The organism is Polynucleobacter sp. 71A-WALBACH (assembly GCF_018882365.1).
Taxonomy (GTDB): Bacteria; Pseudomonadota; Gammaproteobacteria; order Burkholderiales; family Burkholderiaceae; genus Polynucleobacter.
This window is the reverse complement of the sequence record NZ_JACVOP010000003.1, coordinates 170,106-197,025: the sequence shown is the minus strand read 5'-3', so window position 1 is coordinate 197,025 and position 26,920 is coordinate 170,106. Positions and strand designations below refer to the sequence as shown.

General features: G+C 45.9%; 23 protein-coding genes and 1 pseudogene. 7 read left to right on the top strand and 17 right to left on the bottom strand.

Annotated elements, in window-relative coordinates; genetic code table 11:
• Positions 1–32: 32 nt before the first annotated feature.
• Positions 33–2,564: a PAS domain S-box protein gene (locus tag ICN42_RS10265; RefSeq protein WP_216254292.1), complete on the bottom strand. Its 2,532-nt coding sequence runs from the start codon at positions 2,562–2,564 to the stop codon at positions 33–35.
• A gap of 203 nt (positions 2,565–2,767) precedes the next feature.
• Here ICN42_RS10265 and aceE point away from each other — a divergent pair, with 203 nt between their 5' ends.
• Genes aceE through lpdA form a run of 3 tightly spaced genes read left to right on the top strand, consistent with a single transcriptional unit; the run spans position 2,768 to position 8,590 of the window.
• Positions 2,768–5,464: a pyruvate dehydrogenase (acetyl-transferring), homodimeric type gene (gene aceE / locus ICN42_RS10260; protein ID WP_216254289.1), complete on the top strand. Its 2,697-nt coding sequence runs from the start codon at positions 2,768–2,770 to the stop codon at positions 5,462–5,464.
• Positions 5,465–5,479: 15 nt separating this feature from the next.
• Positions 5,480–6,790, top strand: a complete 1,311-nt coding sequence (gene aceF, locus ICN42_RS10255) for a dihydrolipoyllysine-residue acetyltransferase (protein WP_216254286.1) — start codon at positions 5,480–5,482, stop codon at positions 6,788–6,790.
• A gap of 9 nt (positions 6,791–6,799) precedes the next feature.
• Positions 6,800–8,590 (top strand): dihydrolipoyl dehydrogenase, encoded by a 1,791-nt coding sequence (gene lpdA, locus ICN42_RS10250; protein WP_216254282.1) that lies wholly within the window; start codon positions 6,800–6,802, stop codon positions 8,588–8,590.
• A gap of 98 nt (positions 8,591–8,688) precedes the next feature.
• Here the strand turns inward: lpdA and ICN42_RS10245 are convergent, their stop codons facing one another.
• Positions 8,689–9,255: a phasin family protein gene (locus tag ICN42_RS10245; RefSeq protein WP_216254279.1), complete on the bottom strand. Its 567-nt coding sequence runs from the start codon at positions 9,253–9,255 to the stop codon at positions 8,689–8,691.
• Positions 9,256–9,458: 203 nt separating this feature from the next.
• Here ICN42_RS10245 and ICN42_RS10240 point away from each other — a divergent pair, with 203 nt between their 5' ends.
• Both ICN42_RS10240 and ICN42_RS10235 read left to right on the top strand, forming a co-directional pair.
• On the top strand, positions 9,459–10,346 hold the full coding sequence (locus ICN42_RS10240; protein WP_216254277.1) for a DMT family transporter: 888 nt from the start codon (positions 9,459–9,461) through the stop codon (positions 10,344–10,346).
• A gap of 110 nt (positions 10,347–10,456) precedes the next feature.
• Positions 10,457–11,497, top strand: a complete 1,041-nt coding sequence (locus ICN42_RS10235) for a serine hydrolase (RefSeq protein WP_216254275.1) — start codon at positions 10,457–10,459, stop codon at positions 11,495–11,497.
• Positions 11,498–11,538: 41 nt separating this feature from the next.
• Here ICN42_RS10235 and ICN42_RS10230 read toward each other — a convergent pair whose 3' ends face one another.
• From ICN42_RS10230 to ICN42_RS10170, 13 genes are all read right to left on the bottom strand, one after another.
• Positions 11,539–12,357, bottom strand: coding sequence for an IclR family transcriptional regulator (locus ICN42_RS10230; protein WP_370626028.1), 819 nt, complete (start codon positions 12,355–12,357; stop codon positions 11,539–11,541).
• 84 nt (positions 12,358–12,441) lie between these two features.
• Positions 12,442–13,473: a quinone-dependent dihydroorotate dehydrogenase gene (locus tag ICN42_RS10225; protein ID WP_216254273.1), complete on the bottom strand. Its 1,032-nt coding sequence runs from the start codon at positions 13,471–13,473 to the stop codon at positions 12,442–12,444.
• A gap of 9 nt (positions 13,474–13,482) precedes the next feature.
• Positions 13,483–14,229, bottom strand: coding sequence for an arginyltransferase (locus ICN42_RS10220; protein ID WP_216254271.1), 747 nt, complete (start codon positions 14,227–14,229; stop codon positions 13,483–13,485).
• On the bottom strand, positions 14,226–14,963 hold the full coding sequence (gene aat / locus ICN42_RS10215; protein ID WP_216254269.1) for a leucyl/phenylalanyl-tRNA--protein transferase: 738 nt from the start codon (positions 14,961–14,963) through the stop codon (positions 14,226–14,228). Before aat ends, ICN42_RS10220 begins: the two co-directional genes overlap by 4 nt.
• A 13-nt stretch (positions 14,964–14,976) precedes the next feature.
• A complete protein-coding gene (locus ICN42_RS10210) occupies positions 14,977–15,537 on the bottom strand; it encodes an NUDIX hydrolase (RefSeq protein ID WP_216254267.1) in 561 nt (186 codons plus the stop codon).
• A gap of 9 nt (positions 15,538–15,546) precedes the next feature.
• Positions 15,547–17,373 (bottom strand): bifunctional chorismate-binding protein/class IV aminotransferase, encoded by a 1,827-nt coding sequence (locus tag ICN42_RS10205; protein ID WP_216254265.1) that lies wholly within the window; start codon positions 17,371–17,373, stop codon positions 15,547–15,549.
• Positions 17,374–17,409: 36 nt separating this feature from the next.
• Complete coding sequence (locus ICN42_RS10200; protein WP_216254260.1) at positions 17,410–17,985, bottom strand: peptidylprolyl isomerase; 576 nt, start codon at positions 17,983–17,985, stop codon at positions 17,410–17,412.
• A gap of 49 nt (positions 17,986–18,034) precedes the next feature.
• The gene (locus ICN42_RS10195) at positions 18,035–18,676 is read right to left on the bottom strand and encodes a 2-hydroxychromene-2-carboxylate isomerase (protein ID WP_216254256.1); all 642 of its coding nucleotides are present in this window, start codon (positions 18,674–18,676) and stop codon (positions 18,035–18,037) included.
• The gene (locus ICN42_RS10190; protein ID WP_216254253.1) at positions 18,673–19,986 is read right to left on the bottom strand and encodes a replication-associated recombination protein A; all 1,314 of its coding nucleotides are present in this window, start codon (positions 19,984–19,986) and stop codon (positions 18,673–18,675) included. The genes ICN42_RS10195 and ICN42_RS10190 overlap by 4 nt, the downstream gene beginning before the upstream one ends.
• A 10-nt stretch (positions 19,987–19,996) precedes the next feature.
• On the bottom strand, positions 19,997–20,476 hold the full coding sequence (locus ICN42_RS10185; protein WP_370626027.1) for a DUF3429 domain-containing protein: 480 nt from the start codon (positions 20,474–20,476) through the stop codon (positions 19,997–19,999).
• Positions 20,477–20,518: 42 nt separating this feature from the next.
• A complete protein-coding gene (locus ICN42_RS10180; RefSeq protein ID WP_216254250.1) occupies positions 20,519–21,373 on the bottom strand; it encodes a 3-hydroxybutyryl-CoA dehydrogenase in 855 nt (284 codons plus the stop codon).
• A 1-nt stretch (position 21,374) separates the two neighbouring features.
• Positions 21,375–22,082, bottom strand: a complete 708-nt coding sequence (locus tag ICN42_RS10175) for a glutathione binding-like protein (protein WP_216254545.1) — start codon at positions 22,080–22,082, stop codon at positions 21,375–21,377.
• A 29-nt stretch (positions 22,083–22,111) separates the two neighbouring features.
• Positions 22,112–23,326, bottom strand: a complete 1,215-nt coding sequence (locus ICN42_RS10170) for a methionine aminotransferase (protein WP_216254247.1) — start codon at positions 23,324–23,326, stop codon at positions 22,112–22,114.
• A gap of 68 nt (positions 23,327–23,394) precedes the next feature.
• Between ICN42_RS10170 and yaaA the strand changes: the two are divergent.
• Positions 23,395–24,169 (top strand): annotated as a pseudogene (gene yaaA / locus ICN42_RS10165) (peroxide stress protein YaaA).
• An 11-nt stretch (positions 24,170–24,180) separates the two neighbouring features.
• Positions 24,181–25,392 carry a DUF2863 family protein gene (locus ICN42_RS10160; protein WP_216254244.1) on the top strand — a complete coding sequence of 404 codons (1,212 nt, stop codon included), beginning with the start codon at positions 24,181–24,183 and terminating at the stop codon, positions 25,390–25,392.
• A 78-nt stretch (positions 25,393–25,470) separates the two neighbouring features.
• On the opposite strand, the gene ICN42_RS10155 is transcribed toward ICN42_RS10160, so the two are convergent.
• Both ICN42_RS10155 and ICN42_RS10150 read right to left on the bottom strand, forming a co-directional pair.
• Complete coding sequence (locus ICN42_RS10155; RefSeq protein WP_216254241.1) at positions 25,471–25,845, bottom strand: hypothetical protein; 375 nt, start codon at positions 25,843–25,845, stop codon at positions 25,471–25,473.
• A gap of 12 nt (positions 25,846–25,857) precedes the next feature.
• Entirely contained in the window at positions 25,858–26,847 is a 990-nt protein-coding gene (locus tag ICN42_RS10150; RefSeq protein WP_216254239.1) for a malate dehydrogenase, read from the bottom strand.
• Between the last annotated feature and the right edge of the window lie 73 nt (positions 26,848–26,920).

Sequence of the window (26,920 nt, the reverse complement as noted above, 5' to 3'; positions counted from 1 at the left end):
TTAGTTCTCACAGGTAAATCAAAACACGAAAGTTAAATATTACTCTTAGATCCTGGACTCTCCAGGGGTAGCAATATTGTAAAGGTGCAGCCGGAAAGCTTAGTTTGCTCTGTATCCATCTGATTTTTGGCCCAAAGTCGACCCTGGTGGGATTCAATAATGGACCTGCAGATATTCAATCCCATGCCCATGCCATCATTTTTAGTGCTGAAAAAGGGCTCAAACATTCGCTCAATTACCGAATCTGCAATTCCAGCACCTGTATCGGTAACTTGAATGCGCAGCATGGCTGGGAAGGTGCTTGTATCCAAGTCAGCTGAAATCTTGACTGGAGGTGCTGACCATCTGGAGGAGAGGGGGTAAACCTCCCTTACGCTATCCAGAGAGTTCTTCAGGAGGTTAACCAGAACCTGAAGAATAAGGACTGGATCTAAATCTACCATTGGTAGGTTCTCGGCAATATGAGAGCTAATGCTCAGTCGATGACGATGCGCTTCAATCTCAACGAGGCCAACAGCATCGTTAATGATTTCGGAGATGTCACAAGATTTACGCTGAGGCTCGCTCCGTTTCACGAATCCCCTGATCCGCTGAATAATAGTACCGGCTCTATGTGCCTGATCAGAAGCTTTTTCTAGCGCCGGGAGGATATCTTTTTGCAAGGTGGGATCTAAATTGCCCTGCAATCTTTTTGCAACACCCATGCAGTAGTTTGAAATTGCGGCAAGCGGCTGGTTTAATTCGTGAGCCAAGGAGGAGGCCATTTCACCCATGGTCGTGAGACGACTAGCAAATTGCATGCGTTCATCTTGTTGCCGCGCTAAATCATCCGCTTCGATACGAATCGTAATATCTGTTGCAATTAAGAGTTGTGCTAATTGCCCATCAACCCAAGGAACAAAGCGACGACGTACCTCATACCATTTTGAGGTGCCGGTGGATTCGTCAAGAAGCTGAATTTCTTCTGACTCTGATTCTTGATAAAGAGAAGAAGGTGGAATGCCCGGCGTAAGATCAGCAGAACCCTCGGTTAATTCTTGCATCGTGTTCTGAACAATGTTGCCACCAGCTAATTCAAAATGTCCTTTAGCCGAATTGCCAAATCGTTCACGATAAAAGCGATTTGCAAACAGCAACTCTCCAGTTTCATTCGAGACTACGGAAACGGCAGCATCCAAACCTTCTAAAACAGTAACGAAACGTTCTTGTGACGCAGCTAATTCTTCACGAATTTTCTTCGGCTCAGAAATATCAATTAACGAGGTTACCCAGCCCGTTTGTTTGCCATTTTCATTAATTAATGGCGAGATAAAAGTTCGAGTCTGGATGATGGATCCATTGCGGTGCAGAATGGAGCCCTCAATACCAATTTTCTTTTCTTGGCTCAATGCAGTCTTGAGAGCCTTATTCATCTTTTCGGTAAGCTCATCCCTCTTACCTTCGGGCCAGAAGGCAAAGGGTGGATTTTGACCAATTAATTCTGTGGCCGTCCAGCCTGTCATTTCACAAAATGCAGGATTGACATAGGTGATCGCCTTATTCATATCATGCGCACGAATACCTACTGGAGTAGAGTTTTCCATGGCGCTACGGAAATTAGTTTCAGCGCGTAAGTTGGCTTCTGCTTCTTGACGCACCTGCATTTGCTTTAAGACGGACCATAAACTCCAAACCACAAATGCGCTCAAGCCAAGCACCACACCAATTAACATTCTGAAAGTTAAATTGGTAGCAGGTGGGTAGGTATCAATCCGCAAACTCAGATTAGGGCTTAGGACCCCAATGTCCAAACTAGTTTGATTACTAAAGGCGCGTTTAGGCGTGTTCTTATCAGATGAAATTGCTAAGACCTTATCGTCATCAGTGATTAAGGTGAAGCGGTATTGACCTTTGAGTTCGCCTGGGATCATCTCAAGCATGCCTTGGGTTGTATACAAGACAGCCACCATACCTTTAATTTCGTTACCAGAAATTTGAGGGACTGTTTGCCAAAATACATTCCGAATTTCTTTTGAGATTACCTCGTCACTAGGAACTTCAAGCGCAATGAATTGACTGAATGCAGGTCTATTGGTTGCAGTGCTGAGCTCAAGGGTTTTTCTCAATGCCTGATTAATAGCCCCAGCATTATTCACTTTATTAAACCAATCGGTTTTCAGGTTATCTGCTGGAATCCTCCATTGGCGCTGATTTGTTTCATTAATCCAAACAATTTGGGCCATCTCATGATTACTTTGGAGGAGGTTCTCTGCCTGAATAATGGCATTTTCTTTTAATTTCGCAGAGTCTCCTGCGCTAACGTAGTCTCGCCCGATCGATTGCAATACATCCGTATTGTTTGCAAAACGCAATTGGATGCGTTGCTTCGCAAATGAAAGCTCTCTGAATAATGCAGCTTCTTGTTGGCTTTTTTCTTGAAGCTGCAGGGTACCCATGATGACGCCCATGACTACGGTAAAAAGCACAATCGCTATCAAAGGGGTGTAGACAAGCTTAAAACCCCGTATTCGACGGAGCCACTTCACAGGCTTGAGCTGCCAGATTGAAAATGCGATTTTTTTCATGTAATCCGCTTATTTTGCCTCATGGGTAGCTTTATTTACTCTATTTGCATTAATTGACGCTCTAATTTGCAATGCAACAAAATATCACATAGTGAGAAATACTATCATTATGTGGAAAATTGCTTGTTTACACCCATAGACCTTCCTAGAATATTGCCTATAGAGTGAATAAATAAGACCGATGTGACTAATGGAGGCAGTTTATGGCAGCAGTTCCAGATCAAATTTTGGGTAGCGCAGGTAAGCAAGATGCGGATCCCGGTGAAACCCAAGAGTGGTTGCAGGCGCTAGATGGCGTCATTCGTAATGAGGGCCCAGAGCGTGCGGCCTACCTCATTGATCAGCAAATTTCTCATGCGCGAGTCAATGGGGTTAATCAACCCTTCCATGCGGAAACTCCCTACATCAATACGATTCCAGTTGAGCAGCAAGCGCGCTTACCTGGAGATCAAAACGTAGAACATCGGATTCGCTCATACACTCGTTGGAATGCAATGGCTATGGTCTTGCGTGCTAATAAAGATACGAATGTTGGTGGACATATATCTTCTTTTCAATCGGCAGCCACTTTGTATGATGTCGGCTTCAACCATTTCTGGCATGCACCATCTCCAGAGCATGGCGGCGACCTTATCTTTGTTCAGGGACATTCCGCGCCAGGTGTTTACGCCCGTGCTTATATGCTCGGACGCTTGTCTGAAGATCAGCTGAATAATTTCCGTCAAGAAGTTGGCGGCAATGGTATCTCTAGCTACCCGCATCCTTGGTTGATGCCCGATTTTTGGCAGTTCCCAACAGTATCTATGGGCCTTGGTCCAATCATGGCTATTTATCAGGCGCGCTTTATGCGCTACATGCAGGATCGCGGATTTATTAAAGCTGAAGGCCGTAAGGTCTGGGCTTTCCTAGGCGACGGTGAGACCGATGAGCCAGAATCACTTGGCGCTATTGGTATGGCTGGCCGTGAAAAATTAGACAACTTGATTTTCGTAGTGAATTGCAACTTACAACGTCTTGATGGTCCTGTGCGCGGTAACGGCAAGATTATTCAAGAGCTTGAGGGTGAGTTCCGTGGTGCTGGTTGGAACGTTATTAAAGTGGTTTGGGGCGGTCATTGGGATGCCTTGTTCGCACGCGATAAAAAAGGCATTTTGATGCAGCGCCTTGGCGAAATCGTGGATGGTCAGTACCAAACCATGAAGGCCAAAAATGGTGCTTACGTTCGCGAGACTGTATTTAATACTCCCGAGTTAAAAGCTTTGGTCAGCGATTGGAGTGACGATGAAATTTGGCAGCTAAATCGTGGCGGCCATGATCCCCATAAAGTATTTGCTGCTTTTCATTCAGCTGTAAATCATAAGAATCAACCGACAGTTATTTTGGCTCACACCATTAAAGGTTACGGTATGGGCGGCTCGGGTGAGGCGATGAATATTGCTCACCAAGCTAAGAAGATGAATGCGGATGATGTCCGTCGTTTCCGTGATCGTTTTGAGATTCCAGTAAAAGATGAGCAGCTAGATGAAATGCCTTTAGTGAATTTTGCCGAAGGTAGTCCAGAGCTTGAGTACATGAAAGCGAGACGTCAAGAGTTGGGCGGTTACTTGCCACAACGTCGCATGAAGGCTGAGAGCTTGCCGGTACCTGCGCTGGATGTATTCACACCATTATTGGAAGCAACTACTGAAGGCCGTGAAATCTCTACAACCATGGCCTTTGTTCGTATCCTGAATACGATTGTGCGCGACAAGGTTTTGGGTAAGAGGGTGGTTCCGATTGTTCCAGACGAGTCTCGTACTTTTGGTATGGAAGGTATGTTCCGCCAATTAGGTATTTGGAATCAGTTAGGTCAGCTTTACACTCCAGAAGATCATGATCAATTGATGTTCTACAAAGAGGATAAGACTGGTCAGATTTTGCAAGAAGGTATCAATGAAGCGGGTGGCATGTGCGACTGGATCGCCGCCGCAACTTCATACTCAACCCATGGCGTCCCGATGTTGCCTTTCTACATCTTCTACTCCATGTTTGGTTTCCAGCGTATTGGAGATCTCTGTTGGGCTGCTGGTGATATGCGTAGCCGTGGCTTCTTGTTGGGTGGTACTGCTGGTAGAACCACTCTAAACGGCGAAGGCCTTCAGCATGAAGATGGCCACAGTCAAGTGTGGAGCGCTGCTATTCCAAATTGCATCAGCTATGACCCTTCATTCTCATTTGAAGTGGCCGTAGTGATTCAAGATGGTATGCGTCGCATGCTGGCGGAACAAGAGGATGTGTATTACTACATCACCTTGATGAATGAGAACTACGCCCATCCAGCCATGCCAAAGGGTGCGGAACAGGACATTATTAAGGGGATGTACAAGCTCAAGTCGGTTGGCGATGCCAATGCGAAATTACGAGTACAGCTATTAGGTTCAGGCACGATTTTCCGTGAAGTGATTGAAGCTGCTGAAATCCTGCATAAAGATTGGGGCGTTGCTTCTGATCTCTGGGGTTGCCCAAGCTTTACTGAGTTAGGTCGTGATTGGACTGCAGTCCATCGCAATAATCTCCTTAATCCAACGGCAGCACCGGCTCTATCTCATGTAGAGAAGTGCCTCAAAGACACTGTCGGTCCAGTGATTGCGGCTACTGACTATGTCCGTTTATTTGCGGAACAAATTCGTCCTGCGATTCAGCATATGGGTCGTCGTTTCGAAGTGTTGGGAACTGATGGTTTTGGTCGTTCCGATACGCGCGAAAAATTACGTGATTTCTTTGAAGTAGATCGTCGCTGGGTTGTACTAACTGCTTTACGCTCTTTGGTTGATGCTGGCCAATTAGATCGTCAAAAGCTAGCCGAAGCGATTAATAAATACGAAATCGACATCACTAAACCAAACCCCATGACGGTTTGATCAGAGACAGATACTATGAGCCAATTAATTGATATAAAAGTCCCGGATATTGGGGATTACAAAGATGTGCCTGTCATTGAAGTCTTAGTAAAGGCCGGTGACCGAGTTGAGAAAGAACAGTCTATTGTTGTTCTGGAATCAGATAAGGCCACTATGGATGTTCCCTCATCACACTCTGGTGTGGTGAAAGAGGTCAAGGTTAAGGTGGGTGACTCGATTTCAGAAGGCGCTATTGTTCTTGTGCTTGAAGAGAGTGGGGCCGCTGCGGCTGCAGATGTAGCTCCAGTTGCTGCAAAAACAGAGTCTGTCGCAGTCGCAAATCCAGCCCCAGCTACAAAAGTGGAGCCACCGATTGTGCGTGCGCCAGCACCACCGCCTGTAAGTAACACTCCGGTTGATGTAGATCCAACAGCAAGTCATGCTAGTCCTTCGGTGCGTAAGTTTGCGCGTGAGCTTGGCGTTGCTGTTCATCAAGTTAAAGGTTCAGGCCCTAAAGGCAGAATTACTCAGGAAGACGTACAGGCCTTTGTCAAGGCTGCCATGAGTGGTGGAGCAGGCGGTGGATCAAACGCTTCTGGTGGAAGCTTGGGCGGCCTCAATTTAATTCCATGGCCAAAAGTCGACTTCTCTAAATTTGGCGAGACAGAGCGTCAGCCCTTAAACCGGATTAAGAAGTTAACTGCAGCAAACCTAGGTCGCAACTGGGTCATGATTCCTGCCGTGACTTATCACGAGGATGCGGACATTACCGATCTTGAAGCATTTCGAGTTCTGACTAACAAAGAGAATGAAAAGCAGGGCCTCAAAATCACCATGTTGGCTTTCCTAATGAAAGCTGCTGTGGCTGCTCTCAAAAAGTTCCCTGAGTTCAACAGCTCTATTGATGGCGATGACTTGGTGTTGAAGAAGTACTTCAACATAGCTTTTGCAGCCGATACGCCAAATGGCTTAGTAGTTCCAGTCATTCGGGATGCAGATAAAAAAGGCATCTTTGAGCTTGCGCGCGAAACTTCAGAGTTGGCCGCGCTAGCTCGCGATGGTAAATTAAAGCCAGACCAAATGCAGGGCGCAAGCTTCACTATCTCTTCTTTAGGCGGTATTGGTGGTACGTATTTTTCACCTATCGTTAATGCACCTGAGGTAGCTATTCTGGGCGTCAGCAAAGCTGCCATGAAACCTGTTTGGGATGGCAAGCAATTTGTGCCGCGCTTAATTTGCCCGTTGTCATTAAGTGCTGACCATCGCGTGATTGATGGTGCTTTGGCAACACGATTTAATGTCTATATTGCTCAGCTGATGTCCGACTTCCGTCGCGCAGCACTATAAGGAAAAGATATGGCTAAGCAAATTATTCTCGTTCCGGATATTGGTGATTATTCAGATGTACCAGTCATTGAGGTGCTCATCAAGGTAGGTGATGTCATTGAAAAAGAACAGCCACTACTCGTTCTTGAGTCAGACAAAGCAACCATGGAAGTTCCAGCTGATGCGGCTGGTACCGTTCTGAGTATTTCCGTTAAGAATGGTGACAAGGTGAGCAAGGGCAGTGTCGTTGCTGAAATTGAAGTGGGAGTAGCAGCTACGCCTCAAGCTTCAGCACCTGCGGCATCTTCAGCTCCAATCCCTGCTCCAGTAGCAGCCCCTGTAATCAGTGCGCCAATTGCTGGTCAATATAGCGGCAAAGTTGACCACGAGTGTGAAGTGCTCGTATTGGGTGCTGGCCCGGGCGGTTATAGCGCTGCATTCCGTAGCGCAGATTTGGGTATGAGCACTATTTTGGTGGAGCGTTACGCGACATTGGGTGGTGTTTGCTTAAATGTGGGTTGCATTCCTTCAAAAGCATTGCTTCATACAACTGCGGTAATGGATGAAGTTAAAACAATGTCTAAGCATGGTATTAGCTATGGCGCTCCCAAAATTGAAATCGATCAGCTACGCGGCTACAAAGATTCGGTCATCGCAAAGTTAACCGGTGGGTTGGCTAGTATGGCTAAGGCGCGTAAAGTTTCAGTAGTGCGAGGATTAGGCCGCTTCTTGGATGCAAATCACGTAGAGGTGGAACTCACCAAAGGTGATGGTCAAGATTTGGACGGTCAAAAAGAAGTGATCCGTTTTCAGAAGGCGATTATTGCGGCAGGAAGCCAGCCAGTGAAGTTGCCATTCTTACCAGAGGACCCGCGCATTGTAGATAGTACTGGTGCTCTATTGCTTAAGAGTATTCCAAAGCGCATGTTGGTGATTGGCGGCGGCATTATTGGTCTGGAGATGGCTACCGTCTACAGCACCTTAGGTTCCCGTATTGATATTGCCGAAATGATGGATGGCCTAATGGCAGGTGCAGATCGTGATTTAGAAAAGGTATGGGAGAAATTTAATGCCGGCCGTTTTGAAAAGATCATGCTCAAGACTCGTGCCTCTAAAGCCGAAGTAAAGGCAGATGGTATTCAGGTTAGCTTTGAGGGTGAGAATGCTCCAGCAGAACCTCAGACTTATGATTTGGTTTTGGTTGCAGTAGGGCGCACACCTAACGGCAAAAAGATTGATGCATCTGCTGCGGGCGTGATGGTAGATGAGCGGGGCTTTATCGCGGTCGACAATCAAATGCGTACTAACGTGCAAAATATCTTTGCGATTGGCGATATCGTCGGTCAACCTATGCTTGCTCATAAGGCAGTACATGAAGGTCACGTTGCGGCTGAAGTAGCTGCTGGTGAAAAATCCTGCTTCGATGCCAAGCAAATTCCATCGGTTGCCTACACTGATCCAGAAGTAGCATGGGCTGGTTTGACAGAAGAGCAGTGCAAAGCCCAAGGCATCGCTTACGAAAAAGGTTTATTCCCATGGGCAGCCAGCGGTAGAGCAATTGCCAATGGCCGTGATGAAGGTTTCACAAAACTAATTTTCGATGCTACAAGTAAGCGCATTATTGGTGGCGGTATTGTGGGTACGCATGCTGGTGATTTAATTGGCGAAGTGTGCCTTGCGATTGAGATGGGAGCTGATGCGGTAGATATCAGTAAAACGATTCATCCACATCCAACCTTAGGCGAGTCTGTTGGTTTGGCTGCAGAGGCTGCTCTTGGCCATTGCACCGATTTACCACCAGTGAAAAAGAAAGCCCATTAAAAAGCTATCTTCCATCATTTACTAGAAAAGAAAAGCCCCGAGAGATCGGGGCTTTTTACTACCACTGTCACTACAAGAAATCTATAGCGAGATAAATATTACTTTTTCTTACTAGTTTTACTTGTAGCGTTTCCAGCTGTTTTCATCGTTTTTTCAACTGAGCTAGTAGCGTTGCTCAAATTAGTTTGAGCAACTTCTACCGCGTGCTTTACTGCCTTTTGGCTAGTTTCGTAAACGTTGGTAGCGGATGCAATCGCTTGTTTCATCGCAATGACTGCGGCATCGGAACCTGCTGGCGCATTCTTTGTCCAATCTTCTACTAAGGCATTAATCTTTTTCTGCCCCGCTTGAAACTCTTTTTCAGCAGACTTAGTAAAACTTTCTTGAGTCTCATGAGCTAATTCATAAAGATGGCGACTATAGGCCATAATTTTTTCCGCCATGGGCTGAACTGCCTCAGCTTGATGCGCGAGGAGTTGTTGAATATCTTTTACTTCTAAGGCTTTTTTAGCGCTGCTCATGCTTTCGCCAAGACTTTGCTTTGCAATATGCATGTTCAACTCAACTAATTTCTCAATACTTTGAAGAGCTTGATTAGTCAGGCTGCTCAAAGTTTCTAAATTCGCTTTTTGCGCTGCCGCGATTTGTTCTGGCGTTAAATTCATTTCAATCCCTTTCTGACGGACTTCATATCTTCACTCACTATGAGCTTTATCTTAGTAATGTCAATTTATTTATAGAGCATTTTACAGAATTTATATTGCGGTGCAGCATGAAGCTAGCCCATCTTCAAATATGGCGAGCGGTATTTAAATAAGCCTAAAATCATAGGTTGAATAAAAAACTCCACATTTTCAATAAGTTATCCATGAGATTGAAGCTAGACAGCCTGATTGCACCATTCTTTGTATTGATCTGGAGCACTGGCTTTGTGATTGCACGCTTAGCCATGCCATACGTTGAGCCAGCCACCTTCTTGTTTTGGCGTTTTTCAGGCGTGTTAATGGCAATGGCATGCCTCAGCCTTATTTGGAGAATTAGTTGGCCAAGCTGGTCTCAAATGAAGCACATTGCAGTGGCGGGAGTTTTGCTGCAATTTGGCTATCTTCTGGGGGTTTGGTTTGCCGTTCGCTTGGGTATGACTGCTGGCTTAGCGGCGATCATTGTGGGCTTGCAACCGATTTTGACTGCCTGGTTTGCCGCTTGGGTTTCTGAAAAAGTAACAGGACGCCAGTGGATTGGCTTAGGTTTTGGTTTCGCTGGTGTAGCTTTGGTAGTGGCAGAAAAAATTGGTTTTGCTCACATCCCCTTGCTTAGCTATGTTCTTGCCTTTGCCGCCTTGCTCTCTATTACGTTCGGCACCCTCTATCAGAAGAAATTCTGCCCCGTATTTGATCTTCGTGCCGGCTCTTCAATTCAGTTTAGTGTGTCTGCTGTCCTCTGTTTTATTTGCATGTATTACTTTGAATCTGGTGTCATGGTTTGGAATGCCTCCGTTATTGGGGCTTTGCTCTGGGCAATTTTCCCTCTATCGATTGGATCCATCAGTTTGCTATTTATGATGATTCGCAAAGGTGCGGCAACCAAGGTAAGCAGTCTCTTGTATTTAACGCCCCCAACTACGGCAGTAATGGCCTGGTTCTTGTTTGATGAGCCTTTTACTTTAATGATGGCAGGGGGCTTGTTGTTAACTATGACAGGGGTTGTGCTTGTGAATCGTGGGCAAGCAAGCGTTGTTGCTACGATTGCTGAATAAGTCTGCACTAAATATAGGCATTATTAGCGCCTATGAAAGCAATAAACGCGGCCTAGTGGCAAAAGTTATTTATCATTCGGTATGTTAAAAGTTTTGGAAGGTAATTGGGGATGCATTTGAATCGTTTTTGGCTCATCGCTCTAGTTGGTCTAATGTCATTTGGCTTAGCAACTTCTTTTCAGGCAAGTGCAGCCAATAAAGATTCCCAAACAACAAAGCAGGCCAAGGCATCGTCCAAGACACCAGTTAAAGCGGAATCTAAAAAAGTAAGCAAATCCCCAAAGAAGTCAACATCTGTCCGAACCACCGTTACACGTTCAAGCGAGTCAGTTGTAGAGGCTAGACCTTCTTTTGCTACTGCTCTAGGATTGCGTGGCCAGCATGATGATCTCAGTCTGAAGTCCAGCGTCGCAATGGTCGTTAATCAAGATACCAAAGAAGTCTATTTTGAGAAGAACTCTTCGATAAGCCTCCCGATTGCCTCCATCACCAAATTGATGACCGCAATGGTGGTACTTGATTCCAAATTACCCCTCGATGAAACTATCGTTATTAATGCGGATGACGTCCATATATATCGAACTTCACGCCTAGCTGGCGGAACGGTCTTAACGCGAGAAGAGGCTTTATTGTTGGCGCTAATGTCTTCCGAGAACCGTGCCGCCTATACGCTTGGTAGAAATTATCCAGGCGGCATCCCCGCTTTTGTGGATGCCATGAATCGCAAGGCAAAAGAAATTGGTATGACGCATTCTCATTTTGCGGACCCGACTGGGTTAATGAGCGAGAACGTGGCATCAGCAGAGGATCTTACGCGGATGCTCAGTGCCGCCTATCAGTACAAAATGATTCGAGAGTTTTCTACTTGGCCTGATCTGACTATGGTAATTGCGAAACGTCCACAAAAGTTCTTAAACACCAACCGCTTAGTGCGTGCTGGCGATATGAATATCGGCTTACAAAAAACAGGCTTTATTAATGCAGCAGGTAAGTGCTTGGTGATGCAGGCCCGAGTGAATAACACGCCGTTGTTGTTGGTTTTCTTAGACTCTGTTGGTACGCAATCGCGTTTTGCTGATGCGGTGAGAGTACGTGATTGGTACGAGCGCATGCCCTCTGGGGAGCCTCATGCAATTCGTCGCCTAATGTAGTAATTGCACTCTCAAACAAATTTGAGGATTGGGCCTGGGTATTAGGTGTTGGAGTCGTTGACCTTGGGTTTGTAACCCATGCCCTTTGAAATCTGTAGGGCGGTATCTTGCAAAAGCTTTAACCAGTCTTCCTTAATGCGATCAGTAGGCGAGCTCAATGAGAGCCCCGCTACTAACTTACCGCTGTCATCAAAAATCTCGGCAGCGACACAGCTCACACCCAGCTCTAATTCTTCATTGTCACGTGCATGACCTAATTTTCGAACTTGATTGAGTTCGGAATCCAGCTTTCCTAATTCGGTAATGCTATTTCTGGTGTGTCCAGCTAATCCGGTGCGGGTGACATAAGCGCGTACTTGGCCAGGGTCATCACTTGCCAGAAATAATTTACCTACGGATGTCAGATGGAGTGGCGCTCGACCACCGATAGCACGCACCACTTGCATGCCGGAACGTTCGCTGTAAGCGCGATCAATATAGACAATCTCATCGCCTTGGCGAACAGAAAGATTGATGGTTTCACCTGTGAGCTTGTGCAAGGCGCGCATTGGCGCTTGGGCTGCTTCACGAACCGATAAACGCGCTTTAACTAAGTTACCTAGTTCTAGTAGCTTCAGGCCGAGTCGATACGTGCCACCATCGCCACGCTCTACTAAACGGCAGGCTACCAAGTCATTAAGGATGCGGTGAGCTGTAGAGGGGTGTAAATCAGTCTCTTCGGCGAGGTTTTTAAGACTACTAGACTCTTCATGAGTGGCTAAGGCATCGAGCAGGTTCATCATGCGCTCAACTACCTGGATCGCTGTTTTACCAGCCTCACCAGGTACTTTTGCCACTTTTTCAGGTTTGCTCATCGTCATACTGTCAATTGTAGCGATTTTTGCTGAAATTGCACAATATGAAATTGAGTTTCAATTCTAAAAGTATTGCTGGTGACTAGCTGGTTACTTTCTTAGCGCAGCAGCACACTCGGCAATGAGTTTTGGTCCACGGTAGATAAGGCCGCTATAGATTTGTACAAGGCTGGCACCAGCCTCTATTTTATCTTGCGCGTCTTTGCCAGAGAGGATGCCGCCAACGCCAATAATCGGAATAGCATTGCCCAAATGCTGCTTAAGACTTTTGACCACTTCAGTAGAGACGATTCGAACAGGGGCACCAGATAGGCCACCAGCTTCTTGTCCAAACTCGAGTCCTTGAACGGCATCGCGGGCAATGGTGGTATTTGTTGCAATGACCGCATCAATCTTAAATTCAAGCAAAAGATCGGCAATGAGTTTGATATCGTTTGGATCTAGGTCGGGAGCTATTTTTAAAAAAAGAGGCTTACGAACACCATGCTGATCGCTGAGGGCTTCACGAGCTAAATGCAATGAACCAAGCAAAGAGCGCAGCATTTCCTCGCCTTGAAGAGCGCGTAAATTCTGGGTATTGGGGGATGAGATGTTGACCGTGATGTATGAGGCGACCTCATAGACTGCCTCCATGGCAGTAACGTAATCGCTAGCCGCATTCTCGATGGGCGTACTCGCATTCTTGCCAATATTTAAACCGACGATGCCGCCACTTTGCCAATAAGCAGAGTTGCGAACACGCTTCACGCAAGCATCGACACCATCATTATTAAAGCCCATACGATTGATAATTGCTTGAGCTTGCGGTAAGCGAAACATGCGGGGCTTCGGATTGCCAGGTTGGGGTTTGGGCGTAACAGTTCCAATTTCTAAAAACCCAAAACCTAGAGAACCTAGAGCATCAATATGTTTTCCATCCTTATCTAACCCAGCAGCTAGGCCAACTGGATTTGGAAAGGTAATGCCACACAAGTTGCGGGGATCGGGAGCTGGCTGCTCCACTAAGCGGCGTAATAAACCCCAGCGCTCAGAGCGATCTAAATTGCTGAGAGTAATGTTATGGGCTTGCTCTGGGTCAAGAGAAAAAAGCAAGGGACGTAGAAGGGGGTAGCTATCGATCATGGGTAGATATTATGGCCCAATGATGGGTTGCCAGTGGTCATCAATCAAGCCTTCGATCGGCTGAAACTTAGCCTTGTAGGCCATTTTTTCACTACCTTCAATGTAATAGCCGAGATAGAGGTAGGGAAGATCAAGCTCCAAGGCCTGCTGAACTTGCCACAAAATACTAAAGCTGCCATAACTTGCGGAGGTATTGCTGGTATCAAAGAAGGTGTACACAGAAGAGATGCCTTGATCCAAGATATCAATCATGCTAACCATGCGCAGACGTCCCGGATGGGAATCCTGCTGTCCATCACGAAACTCAACGATTCTGGAGTTCACTCGGCTCTGCAGTAGAAATTGCATGTACTGATCTTGGCCATCTTGATCCATATCCCCGCCAGCATGACGCTCATTTTGATATTGTTGATATAGCTGGTAGTGCTCTTCTTGGTAGCCTAAGTTGAGAACGCGAATATCGAGTCCAGCATGTTTTTTCCAGGAACGTTTTTGACTGCGATTGGGTGAAAAGCGCTTTACTGGAATACGGGTAGCAGTGCAGGCATTGCATTCGTCACAATAGGGTCGGTAGGTATATAAACCGCTTCGTCGAAATCCTGCATTCACTAGCTCACCATATAAATCAGCATGAATTAAGTGCGAAGGTGTCGCCACTTGTGAGCGAGCAGTTTTACCCGGCAGATAGCTGCAAGGGTAAGGTGCCGTTGCATAAAACTGGAGCTCGGTTAATGGAAGTTCTTTTAGTTGGGTCATAGCCAGTGACGCAGAATCTCTTTATCAAATTTCCAGGGAATCTCTATATTAGTTTGCTTTAATGCAATGTGCAGATGGGCTAAAAATTCATCTCGAGAAATGGGTGCGGCACCTAGAGAATCGAGATGTGCCGTTTCTTGCTGACAGTCGATCATTTCCACCTGATTTTGCTCACACCAACTAGCAAGAGCAGCCAGGGCAATTTTGGAGGCGTCGGATTGGTGGCTAAACATCGACTCCCCAAAAACCATCCCACCAAAAGCCACGCAATAGAGGCCTCCTATTAGCCGTCCATCTTCCTTCACTGCAATACTATGAGCCTTGCCTTGTTCGTGAAGCTGGGTATAGGCATCCATGATTTCATGGGTGATCCACGTGCCATCTTGATCTTTTCTTCTGGTAGTTGCGCAGGAGCGAACAACCGCCCCAAAATCTTCATCGACGCAGATATTTTTCTGCGGATCCGCTAAAAAATGACGAATCGTTTTTTTAAGCGAATCATGGCATTTAAAGTGAGCGGGCTTTAATACCATGCGGGGGTTTGGTGACCACCATAAGACGGGTTGATTATCTGAGTACCATGGAAAAATTCCCATTTGATAGGCTCGAGCTAGTTGCCCTGGATAAATACGGTCACTGACTGCAATTAAGCCTGGAACACTGGGGTCGGGATCTGGGCAATCCATAGGATTAGGAAATTCATCCTGAGATCCTAGCCAGTTGATATTGCTCATAAGCTTGCGATGACTAGATTTTTTCTGTTGGCAGAATATCTCTGCTGCGGACACTAAATTCAATATTGGAGCTAAATACTCCAGCAGTGCGATCAGCAAAGAACCACTCTAGAGTTTGTTTTACCGTAGGAAAGGCAATCTCATTCCATGGAATATCTTGCTCATCAAATAGGGCAACCTCTAAACTTTCTTCGCCAGCAAGAAATTCCGGTGAAGTCATTGTCGCTAGATAAAAAAGGTGTACTTGCTCTGCATGAAGAACATTGAGTAGGGAGTAGAGGGGGCCAATTTGAACAAGGGCACCGGCCTCTTCTTGGGTTTCTCGGGCAGCTCCAGCGCTAGTGCTTTCACCCAACTCCATAAATCCAGCCGGTAGAGTCCAATAGCCATGCCTAGGTTCTATGGCGCGACGACACAACAAAACTTGATTGCCAAAGACAGGGATGGTGCCAACTACGTTTCTAGGATTGAAGTAATGAATACTTCCACAAGAGTCGCACACATGACGCTCCCGCGAGTCATCCGCTGGAATCTTGATGCTAATGGGCGCTGCGCAGTGCGAGCAAAACTTCATGCGGGCTTTCTAAAAATGGGCGGGGATGATTCCACGTAATGCATTACTAAGAATAATCTCTTTCGCATTCCGAAGATCATCAATAGTCAAGTTAGCCTCATGGGCATTCGATTCTGGGGCATTTAAGATAATTGATCTCATTACTCCTGGCAGGAGGCCGGCTGAGACAGGTGGCGTAAGCCAGCGATCTCCAGTGTTAATGAAAACGCTACTTCTACCCCCCTCAGTCACAAAGCCTTGCTCGTTCATAAATAGAGCGTCAAAGCCACCAAGACCTTCTGCTAATTTCCAGGCCTGGTCATAGATAGTTCGACTACTCACTTTATGTCTCAGCAATACATTCCCCGAGTGAAGAATGGCGTCGCTTGAGCATGGAAGAATGTCGCTTGCCCAGAAGATTTTTACCGATTCTTGCAGTGGACTGATTGGAGAAATTTGATAGCTTGGCTTTCCCGCATGATCGAGGTCTAATCGCAGACGATAGTCGGTATTGCTAGAGCAGTTTGCGCAGGCGATTTCAATCACTTTATTGATATCCGAGATGGAGCAGGGTATTCCAAGCGCCAGGGCTGAATCAGCTAACCGCGCTAAGTGAAGTTGAAGATGTTGAGCTTTACCTTTATGAACCAAGATGGTTTCAAATAAACCCAACTCACTAGGCATCTTGCTCAAGAAGGCTGCTTTAATCTGACACTCTTCCCATTCTTTTCTAGCTTCCGAGTCAATCGTAATACCAGCACCTACGCCTAAAGTAAACGGTGATGCATAGGTTTTGGTGTCGCGATCAATCTCTAGCGTACGAATGGGGACACTAAAAGCAAAGTCACCATTAGGGTCTAGCCAACCCAGGGCGCCACAGTAATAGCCACGATCCTCAGATTCAAGCTCCTGAATAATTTGCATGCTTCTTTTCTTTGGGGCTCCGGTAACAGAGCCACAAGGAAAAACAGCATTCAGGACCTCTCTTAACCCAATCCCAGGTCTTATCTCTGCTTGCACCGTAGATGTCATCTGCAGCACATCACCGTACCTAGTAACCTCAAATAGCTCCGGAACAGTTACTGTTCCTTGCAAAGCAAGTCGACTCAGATCGTTGCGTAAGAGATCAACGATCATGACATTTTCAGCTTGATTTTTACTATCTTTTGACAGGTGCTCCGCTGAATCCCTTAATGCATTAGCGGTACCTTTCATGGGCATCGCCTTTAAAGTGCTGCCTTGCTTTTGAATGAATAACTCGGGTGATTGAGACAGAATAAAGTTTGAGTCACCCGCTATAAATGCGCCAAATCTGCCAGGCTGTCGATCTCTTAACCTTGCATAGAGTGCTAGTGGGTCACCATAAATTTCACCCGTAATTCGAAAGGTATGGTTAATTTGATAAGTATCGCCGTTGCGGATGTACTCTTGAATGGTCTGAATATCTGAAGTGAACTGCTCTTCATTTATAGAAAATTGAAGATTGGCAACGCCTGCGATTTGAGACTCAGGCTCCAAGCTTGCTAGTCTCTTCTCGATAAAAGTATCGACATCCTCTTTGCTGAAACTTTCATAAGATTTGAATGACCACGCCTGAACTAAAGGATGCTCATTGTGCTCATGATTTATAGGCTGACTAATCTGATGAATGTATTGCCCTAATTCATAAGCAAATGCAGCGACAACATATTCACCCTGGGCAAGAGCCCCATTGATATCCTGAAGACATTGATCTACTGCTGCCAGGGTTTCTGAATGGCTAGACCGGGGATACACAGTCCAGCTCTGAACAGAATGCTGATAGTGGCGACTACTAGGCTGAGCCTGAGTGCTTTGGGCGTCATCTAGCAATATCATGTTGATTACCGTCAGAGCTCAAGTAGCCTGAAGAAGTTACTTTAAAACGGTAGCCGATTCGATAGTGACTGTCTTACTTGGCACATCCGACATGCGACCCATTTTTGGTGCTGTTGCAATCATGGTGGGGATTTTTCGAATTGCATCAATAGTTTGAGTGCCAGAAATTACTTTTCCGAACACGGTATATCCACTGCCCATCGCATTGGGGTAATTTAAACCTTCATTGTCTTTAACGTTAATAAAGAACTGGGCTGTTGCGGAATCGGGATCAGATGTGCGAGCCATAGCAATCGTGTAAGTTTGATTCTGAAGTCCATTTTGAGCTTCTGAAACTACCGGTGCATTGGTTGGTTTTTGAGTCAAGTCCGGAGTAAAGCCTCCCCCTTGAATCATGAAGCCATCAATCACGCGGTGAAAAATAGTGCCGTTATAAAAACCACTGTTTACATAGTTCAAAAAGTTGGCAGTAGTTTTTGGTGCTTTTACAGAATCTAATTCGACAACAAAATTACCCATCGTGGTTTTGAATTCAACTTTAGGCCCAGCAAAGCTAAGGGTGCTAGCAAAAAGACCGGTTATCAAAAATAGGGAAGCAATGATTTTACGCATAATGAAGATCCTTAAAAATCTAGTAAAAAAGTAAATGTAATTGTATTGCTCAAAGGCCTGAGGGCACTTGGCCGGCATATCGATAAGCCGCCTCTTCAAACATATTGGGCCTATCTAAATATTCCAAAGCCCAATCGATGGTGTCTACACCCCAAAAGGCATGGCCATTAATCACTAGGGTGGGCACACCAAAGGCACCATCTGATTTGGCGCTTTCGGTATTGCTAATGAGCTTGGTTTTGATTTCAGGAGCATCTGGCTTCGGAGTATCCATTGGTAAGCCAAGATATTGGCAAAATTCTAGCCAATATAAATTGGGATCTTTGCCTTCTACCCAGACATATTCAAACGCTCGCTCCACCATATCCCACTGGGCATTTTGCTGCACCAAGAGGCGTTGTGCTGCGACAGTGAGAAAGGGATGGTGTTCTGGAAAGCGAAATGGCAAACCTAATTTTTCAGCGAGCCATACGCAGTATTGGTAGGTGTGAGGGCGCTTGGCCTCCACCTCTCCAGGGCCACGATTATCAGTCGCCCTAAATAGCCCGCCCAATAGGATTGGTACAGGCTTAATGTCTACGCGTTTATCAAGGCGATGGCGTTGCTTAATATAGAAATAGGAAAATGGTGAAATGATGTCGTAATAAAAAGTCCCCTTGATCGGGTTTGTATTCAGCTGATCTTGAATCATTTCTTTTTGGTTTCCTCATCTAACTTGTGTAAGAAAGCCATTTTCTCGGCAATCTGACTTTCAAGTCCTCGATCAACTGGCTCATACCAATGGGGCTCTGCCATTCCATCTGGAAGGTAATTCTCTCCAGCAGCGTAGGCATGAGGCTCATCATGTGCATAGCGATATTCCTTGCCGTGACCTAACTCTTTCATGAGCTTAGTTGGAGCATTACGTAAATGATTGGGGACTGCTTTGCATTGATCATTCGCAACATAGGCTCTTGCTGCGTTGTATGCCTTATAACTTGCATTGCTTTTAGCGGCGATGGCCAAATACACAACCGCCTGCCCAAGTGCCAACTCACCCTCTGGTGAGCCAAGCCGTTCAAAAGTTTGAGCTGCATCATTCGCTAGTTGCATTGCCCTAGGATCAGCAAGTCCAATATCTTCCCAGGCCATGCGAATTATTCTTCGGGCGAGATAACGCGGATCTGCTCCGCCATCCAACATTCGGCAAAACCAATATAAAGCTGCATCAGGATTGGATCCGCGTACAGATTTATGCAGTGCGGAAATCTGATCATAAAAGTGGTCCCCACCTTTGTCAAAGCGACGAGCCTGGACGGTCAAGGCGTTCTCAATGAACTCCTGATCGACAGTGCTGATATTGGAATTGGGTGTGGTGACTGCGTTAAGGACTTGTTCTACTAAATTCAGTAATCTTCTAGCATCGCCATCTGCATGAGAGATGAGGCTATCGATTGCCGCAGATTCAAACTCAATATCAGGCATTGCATGCGCGCGCGCCTGATCAAATAATTGCTTCAGCTCTGAAGCGCTTAATGATTTCAGTACATACACTTGGGCACGTGAAAGCAGTGCGGAGTTCACCTCAAATGAGGGATTTTCTGTAGTTGCACCAATAAATGTAAATAAGCCAGATTCAACATGGGGCAATAAGGCATCTTGTTGGCTTTTATTAAAGCGATGAATTTCATCGACAAATAAAATAGTTTGTCTGCCATATTGAGACATACTTTGTTGAGCTTGCTCGATTGCCTCGCGAATTTCTTTTACACCAGCAAGAACGGCTGAGATTGCAATGAACTCTCTATCAAAGGCCTTGGCTGAAAGTCTTGCTAGGGTGGTCTTACCAACCCCTGGCGGCCCCCACAGAATCATCGAGTGTGGCTTGCCAGAGGCAAAAGCAAGATTGAGTGGCTTGCCAGGGGCTAATAGGTGCGTCTGCCCAATGACTTCTTCAATTGTTTTTGGGCGTAAGGCTTCCGCTAAGGGTGGGGGAGGCGCTTGATCAAATAGATTGCCCATATTCATTTAGTTAGTTTTGTACAAACAAAATAACTAGGGCTGCCCAAATCAAGCAGCTTGCGGAAACTAGCGTTAGTCGATTGCGTAAAGTGATAAATGCATTGCATGCCACTTCGCTTGAAAAATAATATTGATAAGTTTCCTTGTCAATATTTCTCTGGATTACCAATGCAGACGCCAAGATCACCAGGCCGACTGGAATATAGATGTGCAGTGCAACCCAAGCTACTAAAGCGGGGATTACGCCCCAAATCCAAGCGTTGCGATCTTCCCAGCGATCCCCTGGAGGTGCTTTGCCTAAAGTATGTAAATTGGCGCCCCAATGTAATGCACCCATGAAGGCGGTGATGACCGCACCATAACCAGCTAGCGACTCAGCGCTTAAATAATTCATTGGGGTGGGAGCTAGCTGCACCATTAGGGCGAGTCCAACAAATGGAATTAGACCTGCATAGGCTAATTTACGAACTAGGGGAGGCAGTGGGTTCACAAAAACTTCTTTATTTGGATTGATAGGTTACGAGCGACAAAATTACTTTTCATAGGTGTAGACACCGCGTCCAGTCTTCCGACCAAGGTATCCAGCGGCAACCATCTCGCGTAACAGTGGGCAAGGGCGATACTTTGAATCACTAAAGTTTTCAAAATAGACTTCCATGACTGCCAAGCAAGTATCAAGACCAATTAAGTCAGCTAAAGCTAGTGGGCCAATAGGTTGATTGCAGCCTAACTTCATACCGGCATCGATGTCTTCTGGACTAGCAAGGCCTTCGTGCAAAACAAAGAAGGCTTCGTTAATCATTGGTAACAAAATACGGTTTACAACAAAGCCGGGAGAGTTTTTAACGGTGATAGGCTCTTTACCAACGCGCTTAGCCATTTCAATAATGGCAGCGTGTGTTGCGTCTGAAGTTTGCAAGCCCCGAATCACTTCTACCAAAGCCATCATTGGGGGCGGATTAAAAAAGTGCATGCCAATAAAACGGCTTGGATTAGAGTCCAAAGCGGCAAGCTTAGTAATCGAGAGTGAAGAAGTATTTGTAGCAATGATGGTTTCTTTGCTGACGATTTCATCTACCTGCTTCAAAATTTTCTCTTTGACAGCCTGGTTCTCGGTGGCAGCTTCAATCACTAATTGCAGGCCTTTAAAGTCAGCGTATGAAGTGCTACCTTTGATACGTTTTAATGCCGCATCTTTATCTTCGGCTGTGAGAGTTTCTTTTTTAACAAGGCGATCTAAGCTCTTGCTAATTTGACTCAAGCCGCGCTCGACAGCGGCATCATTGATATCAACCATCACGACATCTAGACCCGCAACTGCGCAGACCTGCGCAATACCATTGCCCATCGTACCTGCACCAATTACTCCGACTGATTGAATCTTCATGCTATTTCCTTTTTTGATACTGTGATGAACCAAATAATTGCTCTCTTGCTTTGTCATCATGCAAGGGCTTACGTAATGCGGTTAATACTTCAACGCCACGCTTAACGGCAGGACGCTCACCAATCATTTCAAACCAGTGCTTGAAATGCGGAAATTCATTGATATCGATTCCTTGATTCTTCCAATTGCGGGTCCATGGAAAGATGGCGATATCTGCTATTGAATAACCTTTACCAGCAATATAAGGATTATCTTTCAGTTGATGATCGATAACGCCATACAAGCGCTTGGCTTCATTAGTGTAGCGAGTGATTGCATAATCAATTTTTTCTGGGGCGTAAATCCGAAAATGGTGGTTTTGGCCTAAAAGAGGGCCTAAACCTCCCATCTGGAACATGAGCCATTGCAAGACTACGTACTTACCTCGAGTAGATTTGGGCATCAACTTCCCCGTTTTGGCCGCCAGGTAGAGCAAGATTGCGCCAGACTCAAATAGGTGAATAGGCTTACCATCGGGACCGTTTGGGTCGGTAATAGCTGGAATCTTATTATTGGGACTAATCGCCAAGAATTCTGGTTTGAACTGATCGCCAGCCCCGATATCAATGGGATGGGCAATCCAATCTCTGCCTAACTTGTAACCACACTCTTCGAGCATGATGTGAACCTTATGACCATTTGGGGTTGGCCAGCTGTAAACATCAATGATGTCTTTGCTTGGTTTACTTATTGCCATGATTAATTTCTCTTATTTAGGGTTTGTAAACGCTCTAGGGCTGAAGAAAGCGTCGCTTCTTTTTTGGCAAAACAAAAACGGATTACGCCTGATTCAACTGGCTTGGAATAAAACGCGGAAACAGGAATAGCGGCCACTCCAATTTCGGTAGTCAGCCAGGAGCAAAAATCTGCTTCATTCATCTTTGCCTGGAGAATATTCAGACTTGTGTAGTTCACACATTGAAAGTAGGTTGCCGGCGTGGGCAATAATTTGAAGTCAGTCTGCTCCAGACCCTGGATAAAGTAATCCCGTTTGGCTTGATAAAAAGCGGGTAGGCTTAAATAATGCTCAGCATTTTTTAGGTAGCTCGCTAAACCATATTGCATAGGTGTATTAACGGTAAATACATTGAACTGATGCACCTTGCGAAACTCTTTGCTCATCACTGTGGGGGCAGCTACGTAACCTACCTTCCAGCCCGTGACATGATAGGTTTTACCAAAACTTGAAATAAGAAAACTTCTTGCCGCTAATTCAGGATGGCTTGCAATGCTCTGATGACTGCATCCGTCGTACACCATGTGCTCATAGACTTCGTCGCTCAGAATCAGCGCATCAGTGTGAGAGACTAAGTTCCACAAGCGATCAAGATCGGATGTTTGCCACACCATGCCGGTTGGATTGTGTGGCGTATTGATGATGATGAGTCGGGTTTTTGGGTTTATGGCCTTTTCTAAATCATCCCAAGGTATTGAATAGAAGTTAACTGAGCCATCACCATCTCGATTAGCAATTAAAGAAACTGCAATGGTTTTGCCGCCAGCCAATTTGATTGAGGGTCGATAGCTATCGTAGGCGGGTTCAATAATGACAACCTCATCTCCCGGGCTAACGCACGACAAGATCGCCGTCATGATCCCTTGAGTGCCACCTGCTGTAATGGTGATTTCAGTATCGTGATCGTATTGGTGGCAATACAAAGCAGAAATTTTTTGTGCCACACCCTGGCGTAATTCCGAAACTCCCGTCATCGGTGGATATTGATTGTGATCCGCTAGCATTGCCTCATTAACCTGGGATATGAGCCCTAGGTCACAAGGGAAGTCTGGAAAACCTTGACCCAAGTTAATTGCTTGGTGCTTTGTAGCTAGCGCAGACATTACCGTAAAGACTGTAGTTCCCACCTCGGGCAGGCGACTGGGAAATGCTGGGGTCAGAGGGGTGTTTTGGTCCATGCAGGCGATTTAGGGCAAATAAGGTAGGTAGTCGCTAGAATGATAGAAATTCATATTCAAATTGTGCCATGCTGATCGTACTTTCACCCGCTAAATCCTTAGATTACAAAACCCCAGTCAAGGTTAAGGCTCCCACCTTGCCGGAGTTTGCTTCGGAATCCGCAAAACTGATTGCAGATCTGAAGAAGCTTTCGCCTCAGGAGGTCGCTGATCTCATGGGCCTCTCGGATCAGTTAGCCGCTCTGAACGTAGGGCGCTACCGTGATTGGTCAAAGAAATTTACTGAAGAAAACAGTAAGCCGGCCATCTATGCCTTTAATGGCGATGTCTATGATGGGTTTGACGTGAAGACCCTAAGTGCCAAGGCTGTGTTTTGCTCAGGACCATATTCGTATTCTTTCGGGTTTATATGGCGCTTTGCGCCCCCTTGATTTAATGCAACCTTATCGTTTAGAGATGGGAACATCCTTTAAAAATACTCGAGGCAAAGATTTGTACGCGTTCTGGGGTGAGCGAGTGACGGATTCGCTTAAGCGTGTGCTTGAGAGTCAAAAGAAGCCTGTCCTGCTCAATTTAGCCTCCGAAGAGTATTTCAAAGTATTGCAGGCTAAGAACCTAGATTGCCCAGTCATTTCTCCGGTATTTCAGGATGCCAAGGATGGCAAGTACAAAATTATTTCTTTTTATGCCAAACGAGCTAGGGGATTAATGGCCCGCTATGTGGCTGAAAACCGCATCACCGATCCCGCCGATTTAAAGGGTTTTAATTTGGATGGTTACACATATGTTGCCTCTGAATCTAAGCCAGAAAAACCGTTATTTAGACGTCCCGAAAGAAAGTAGGAGAGTGCATCATGGCTGTTCATCGCACTAAATCCTCGCAACGCGCCTCCCCAGATGTTGAGCGCTTAGTAGCCGACGCTATCTCTTTGGCAGCCTCTGGCAGTCAAATTGAAGATCGTTTTTGGGAGGAGCGTTTAAACGTTCGCTTAATGCGATTATTAAAAAGCCAAAATCAGAATGTGATTGATGCTGCCCTAGATCAAACATTCAGAATTAATACCGTAGCCTTCGAAGTGCTGGCTGATTCAGCGGAGACTCTTGCTGAATCACTCAGCATGGAGCATGAAGGTCAGGGCTGGGATGTGCTGTTATTGGCTTTACCAATTGTTGCGCATACCCGCTATCAGATTCCCTCTGGTGCGCTACCGGTTCATGTTATTGAATCTACTGCGGCCGCATTGCATCATTCAATTGCTTCATCGGACACGCGCTTAGCTATTGTTCCTTGGCTTTACAGCATTGATCAAATGCCGCATTCCCATTGCCAAACACGATTACTTACTGAAGCCTTAGCAACAGCGGCTATCACTGCTGGTGACGTCAAGTTAGAGCTTCGCGATATGTCAGAGACGATTGCAGTTTTAGCTGACCCGCGCTTCATCATCGCCGCAGTCGCAGCTCCATCAGGGACGCCATTGTTTCGCTGGCAAGCAGAGCCCCCAACTCGACAAGAGCGTGGTGTTAGTTTGATTGGCTGGCAAACTGCGATGCAAGAACCTATTGCCGCACTCCTGCCGGGTTGTGAGTTCGAGCTTTTGCTGCCGGAAGCCTATTTCACTAATTGCCGTTTGGCGGATAAGCAAGTTCGTCCATTAAGTATTCGGGCTGGCGTCAATTTCTTAGAAAGCACTCTTGGTGTACTGCCGGCTGGATTATCTTGTGTAGTAGGGGCATTTGGCGAGGAGCAGGCTGATGAGTATCGAATTTCCTTCAGCTTAAAAGGCTCCCCTGAAGTTGTCTATGGTGTGATTTGGCCTTTGTATGACAGGGAGAGCGTTGCCAATGACGCGCTGAATGATTTATCTGATGATGACAGTCCAATGAAGCGAATTGCAGATGCACTGCGTGATGCTGGCGTTGAGGATGTTTTTCGCCATGCAATGCTGTTTGACCCAGAGCTCTGTGATGATTGTGGAGCACCGTTATTTCCGGATCGATCGGGCGATGCTGTGCACGCTGAGTTGCCGGACGATGCGCCAATACAGCAGCCTTTATTTCACTAGCCTAATTCTATCAATCTTAAAAAGATGGTGATAAAAAAGCCGAGAAATTCTCGGCTTTTTCTTTTGATTCAACTTCGATTAGTTCTGAGTAAAAGGCTCTGAGTCGGCAAATAAATGTGGCAACTTACCTGTCTTCATTTCTGCGGTTTGGCAGAAATCAGCAAGACGAGTTCCAGATTTAATGTTAAACAGCATTGCTTTATTGCCCAGCACTACAAGGTCATGCCCACTGGTAGTGTTCTTGTAACGCAAGCTACCAGGCAAAGAATTTTCACGCTTCAAATCAAACGTTTTCGATTCCCAAGTCAGGCGAACCTTTTCTGTTGTTCCTGAAGTTTTAAATTGTTTACTTTCGCTACAAGTCCAAGTAGTTACTTCTTCGCTAGCAATAGCTGATGCGGAACCTAAGAGGCTTGCTGCAGCCAAGCTAACGATGAGAAGAGTTTGCTTCATGTGTATTAATCCTTATGAGAGGAGGTGCTTAACGCCAGCTTGTTCTTCAAGCAGCTCGTTCAAAGTGTGGTTCATACGTTCACGTGAAAACTCATCAATCTCCAAGCCTTCGATCATTTTGTATTCGCCGTTTTCGCAAACAACTGGATAGCCATAAATCACTTCAGCTGGAATGCCGTATTCACCTTTAGATGGAATACCCATAGTGACCCATTTACCATTCGTGCCGAGAACCCAGTCACGAATGTGATCGATTGCGGCATTAGCTGCAGAAGCTGCTGAAGAGAGGCCGCGGGCTTCGATAATGGCTGCACCACGTTTGCCAACTGTAGGAATGAAAGTATCTTTATTCCATGCCGCATCGTTGATGCTGTCTTTTACGGACTTACCGTCAACAGTCGCGAAGCGATAGTCAGGGTACATCGTTGGGCTATGGTTACCCCAAACAACCAATTTCTCGATATCAGCAACAGGTTTGTTCAACTTGCTTGCTAGTTGTGAGAGAGCACGGTTGTGATCCAAGCGCAACATGGCTGTGAAGTTTTTCGCAGGAATATCTGGTGCAGATTTCATGGCAATGTAAGCATTGGTATTTGCTGGGTTACCAACAACCAATACCTTCACAGTTTTCTTAGCAACTGCATTCAATGCTTTGCCTTGTGCTGTGAAGATTTGTGCATTTGCAGAGAGCAAGTCTTTGCGTTCCATGCCTGGGCCACGTGGACGTGCACCAACCAACAAAGCAACGTCGATATCTTTGAACGCTGTCATTGGATCAGAGTGAGCTGTCATGCCAGCCAACAATGGGAATGCGCAATCTTCCAATTCCATCATCACGCCAGCCAAGGCTTTTTGAGCTTTTTCGTCTGGAATTTCTAGTAACTGGAGGATTACTGGCTGATCTTTGCCTAACAGGTCGCCATTGGCGATGCGAAAGAGGAGGGAATATCCGATTTGACCGGCTGCACCGGTGACTGCAACACGCATTGGGGCTTTTGCCATTACTAATAACTCCAGTTGAGGTTAATTAATTGAAATCTTTCTTATTATCCATTCAAGTGTATGGACTTTCCAT

Bases quoted from the DNA above. Each gene is read 5' to 3' on its own strand.
- ICN42_RS10265 (WP_216254292.1), bottom strand. From the start codon at position 2,564: ATGAAAAAAATCGCATTTTCAATCTGGCAGCTCAAGCCTGTGAAGTGG.
- aceE (WP_216254289.1), top strand. From the start codon at position 2,768: ATGGCAGCAGTTCCAGATCAAATTTTGGGTAGCGCAGGTAAGCAAGAT.
- aceF (WP_216254286.1), top strand. From the start codon at position 5,480: ATGAGCCAATTAATTGATATAAAAGTCCCGGATATTGGGGATTACAAA.
- lpdA (WP_216254282.1), top strand. From the start codon at position 6,800: ATGGCTAAGCAAATTATTCTCGTTCCGGATATTGGTGATTATTCAGAT.
- ICN42_RS10245 (WP_216254279.1), bottom strand. From the start codon at position 9,255: ATGAATTTAACGCCAGAACAAATCGCGGCAGCGCAAAAAGCGAATTTA.
- ICN42_RS10240 (WP_216254277.1), top strand. From the start codon at position 9,459: ATGAGATTGAAGCTAGACAGCCTGATTGCACCATTCTTTGTATTGATC.
- ICN42_RS10235 (WP_216254275.1), top strand. From the start codon at position 10,457: ATGCATTTGAATCGTTTTTGGCTCATCGCTCTAGTTGGTCTAATGTCA.
- ICN42_RS10230 (WP_370626028.1), bottom strand. From the start codon at position 12,357: ATGACGATGAGCAAACCTGAAAAAGTGGCAAAAGTACCTGGTGAGGCT.
- ICN42_RS10225 (WP_216254273.1), bottom strand. From the start codon at position 13,473: ATGATCGATAGCTACCCCCTTCTACGTCCCTTGCTTTTTTCTCTTGAC.
- ICN42_RS10220 (WP_216254271.1), bottom strand. From the start codon at position 14,229: ATGACCCAACTAAAAGAACTTCCATTAACCGAGCTCCAGTTTTATGCA.
- aat (WP_216254269.1), bottom strand. From the start codon at position 14,963: ATGAGCAATATCAACTGGCTAGGATCTCAGGATGAATTTCCTAATCCT.
- ICN42_RS10210 (WP_216254267.1), bottom strand. From the start codon at position 15,537: ATGAAGTTTTGCTCGCACTGCGCAGCGCCCATTAGCATCAAGATTCCA.
- ICN42_RS10205 (WP_216254265.1), bottom strand. From the start codon at position 17,373: ATGATATTGCTAGATGACGCCCAAAGCACTCAGGCTCAGCCTAGTAGT.
- ICN42_RS10200 (WP_216254260.1), bottom strand. From the start codon at position 17,985: ATGCGTAAAATCATTGCTTCCCTATTTTTGATAACCGGTCTTTTTGCT.
- ICN42_RS10195 (WP_216254256.1), bottom strand. From the start codon at position 18,676: ATGATTCAAGATCAGCTGAATACAAACCCGATCAAGGGGACTTTTTAT.
- ICN42_RS10190 (WP_216254253.1), bottom strand. From the start codon at position 19,986: ATGGGCAATCTATTTGATCAAGCGCCTCCCCCACCCTTAGCGGAAGCC.
- ICN42_RS10180 (WP_216254250.1), bottom strand. From the start codon at position 21,373: ATGAAGATTCAATCAGTCGGAGTAATTGGTGCAGGTACGATGGGCAAT.
- ICN42_RS10170 (WP_216254247.1), bottom strand. From the start codon at position 23,326: ATGGACCAAAACACCCCTCTGACCCCAGCATTTCCCAGTCGCCTGCCC.
- ICN42_RS10160 (WP_216254244.1), top strand. From the start codon at position 24,181: ATGGCTGTTCATCGCACTAAATCCTCGCAACGCGCCTCCCCAGATGTT.
- ICN42_RS10155 (WP_216254241.1), bottom strand. From the start codon at position 25,845: ATGAAGCAAACTCTTCTCATCGTTAGCTTGGCTGCAGCAAGCCTCTTA.
- ICN42_RS10150 (WP_216254239.1), bottom strand. From the start codon at position 26,847: ATGGCAAAAGCCCCAATGCGTGTTGCAGTCACCGGTGCAGCCGGTCAA.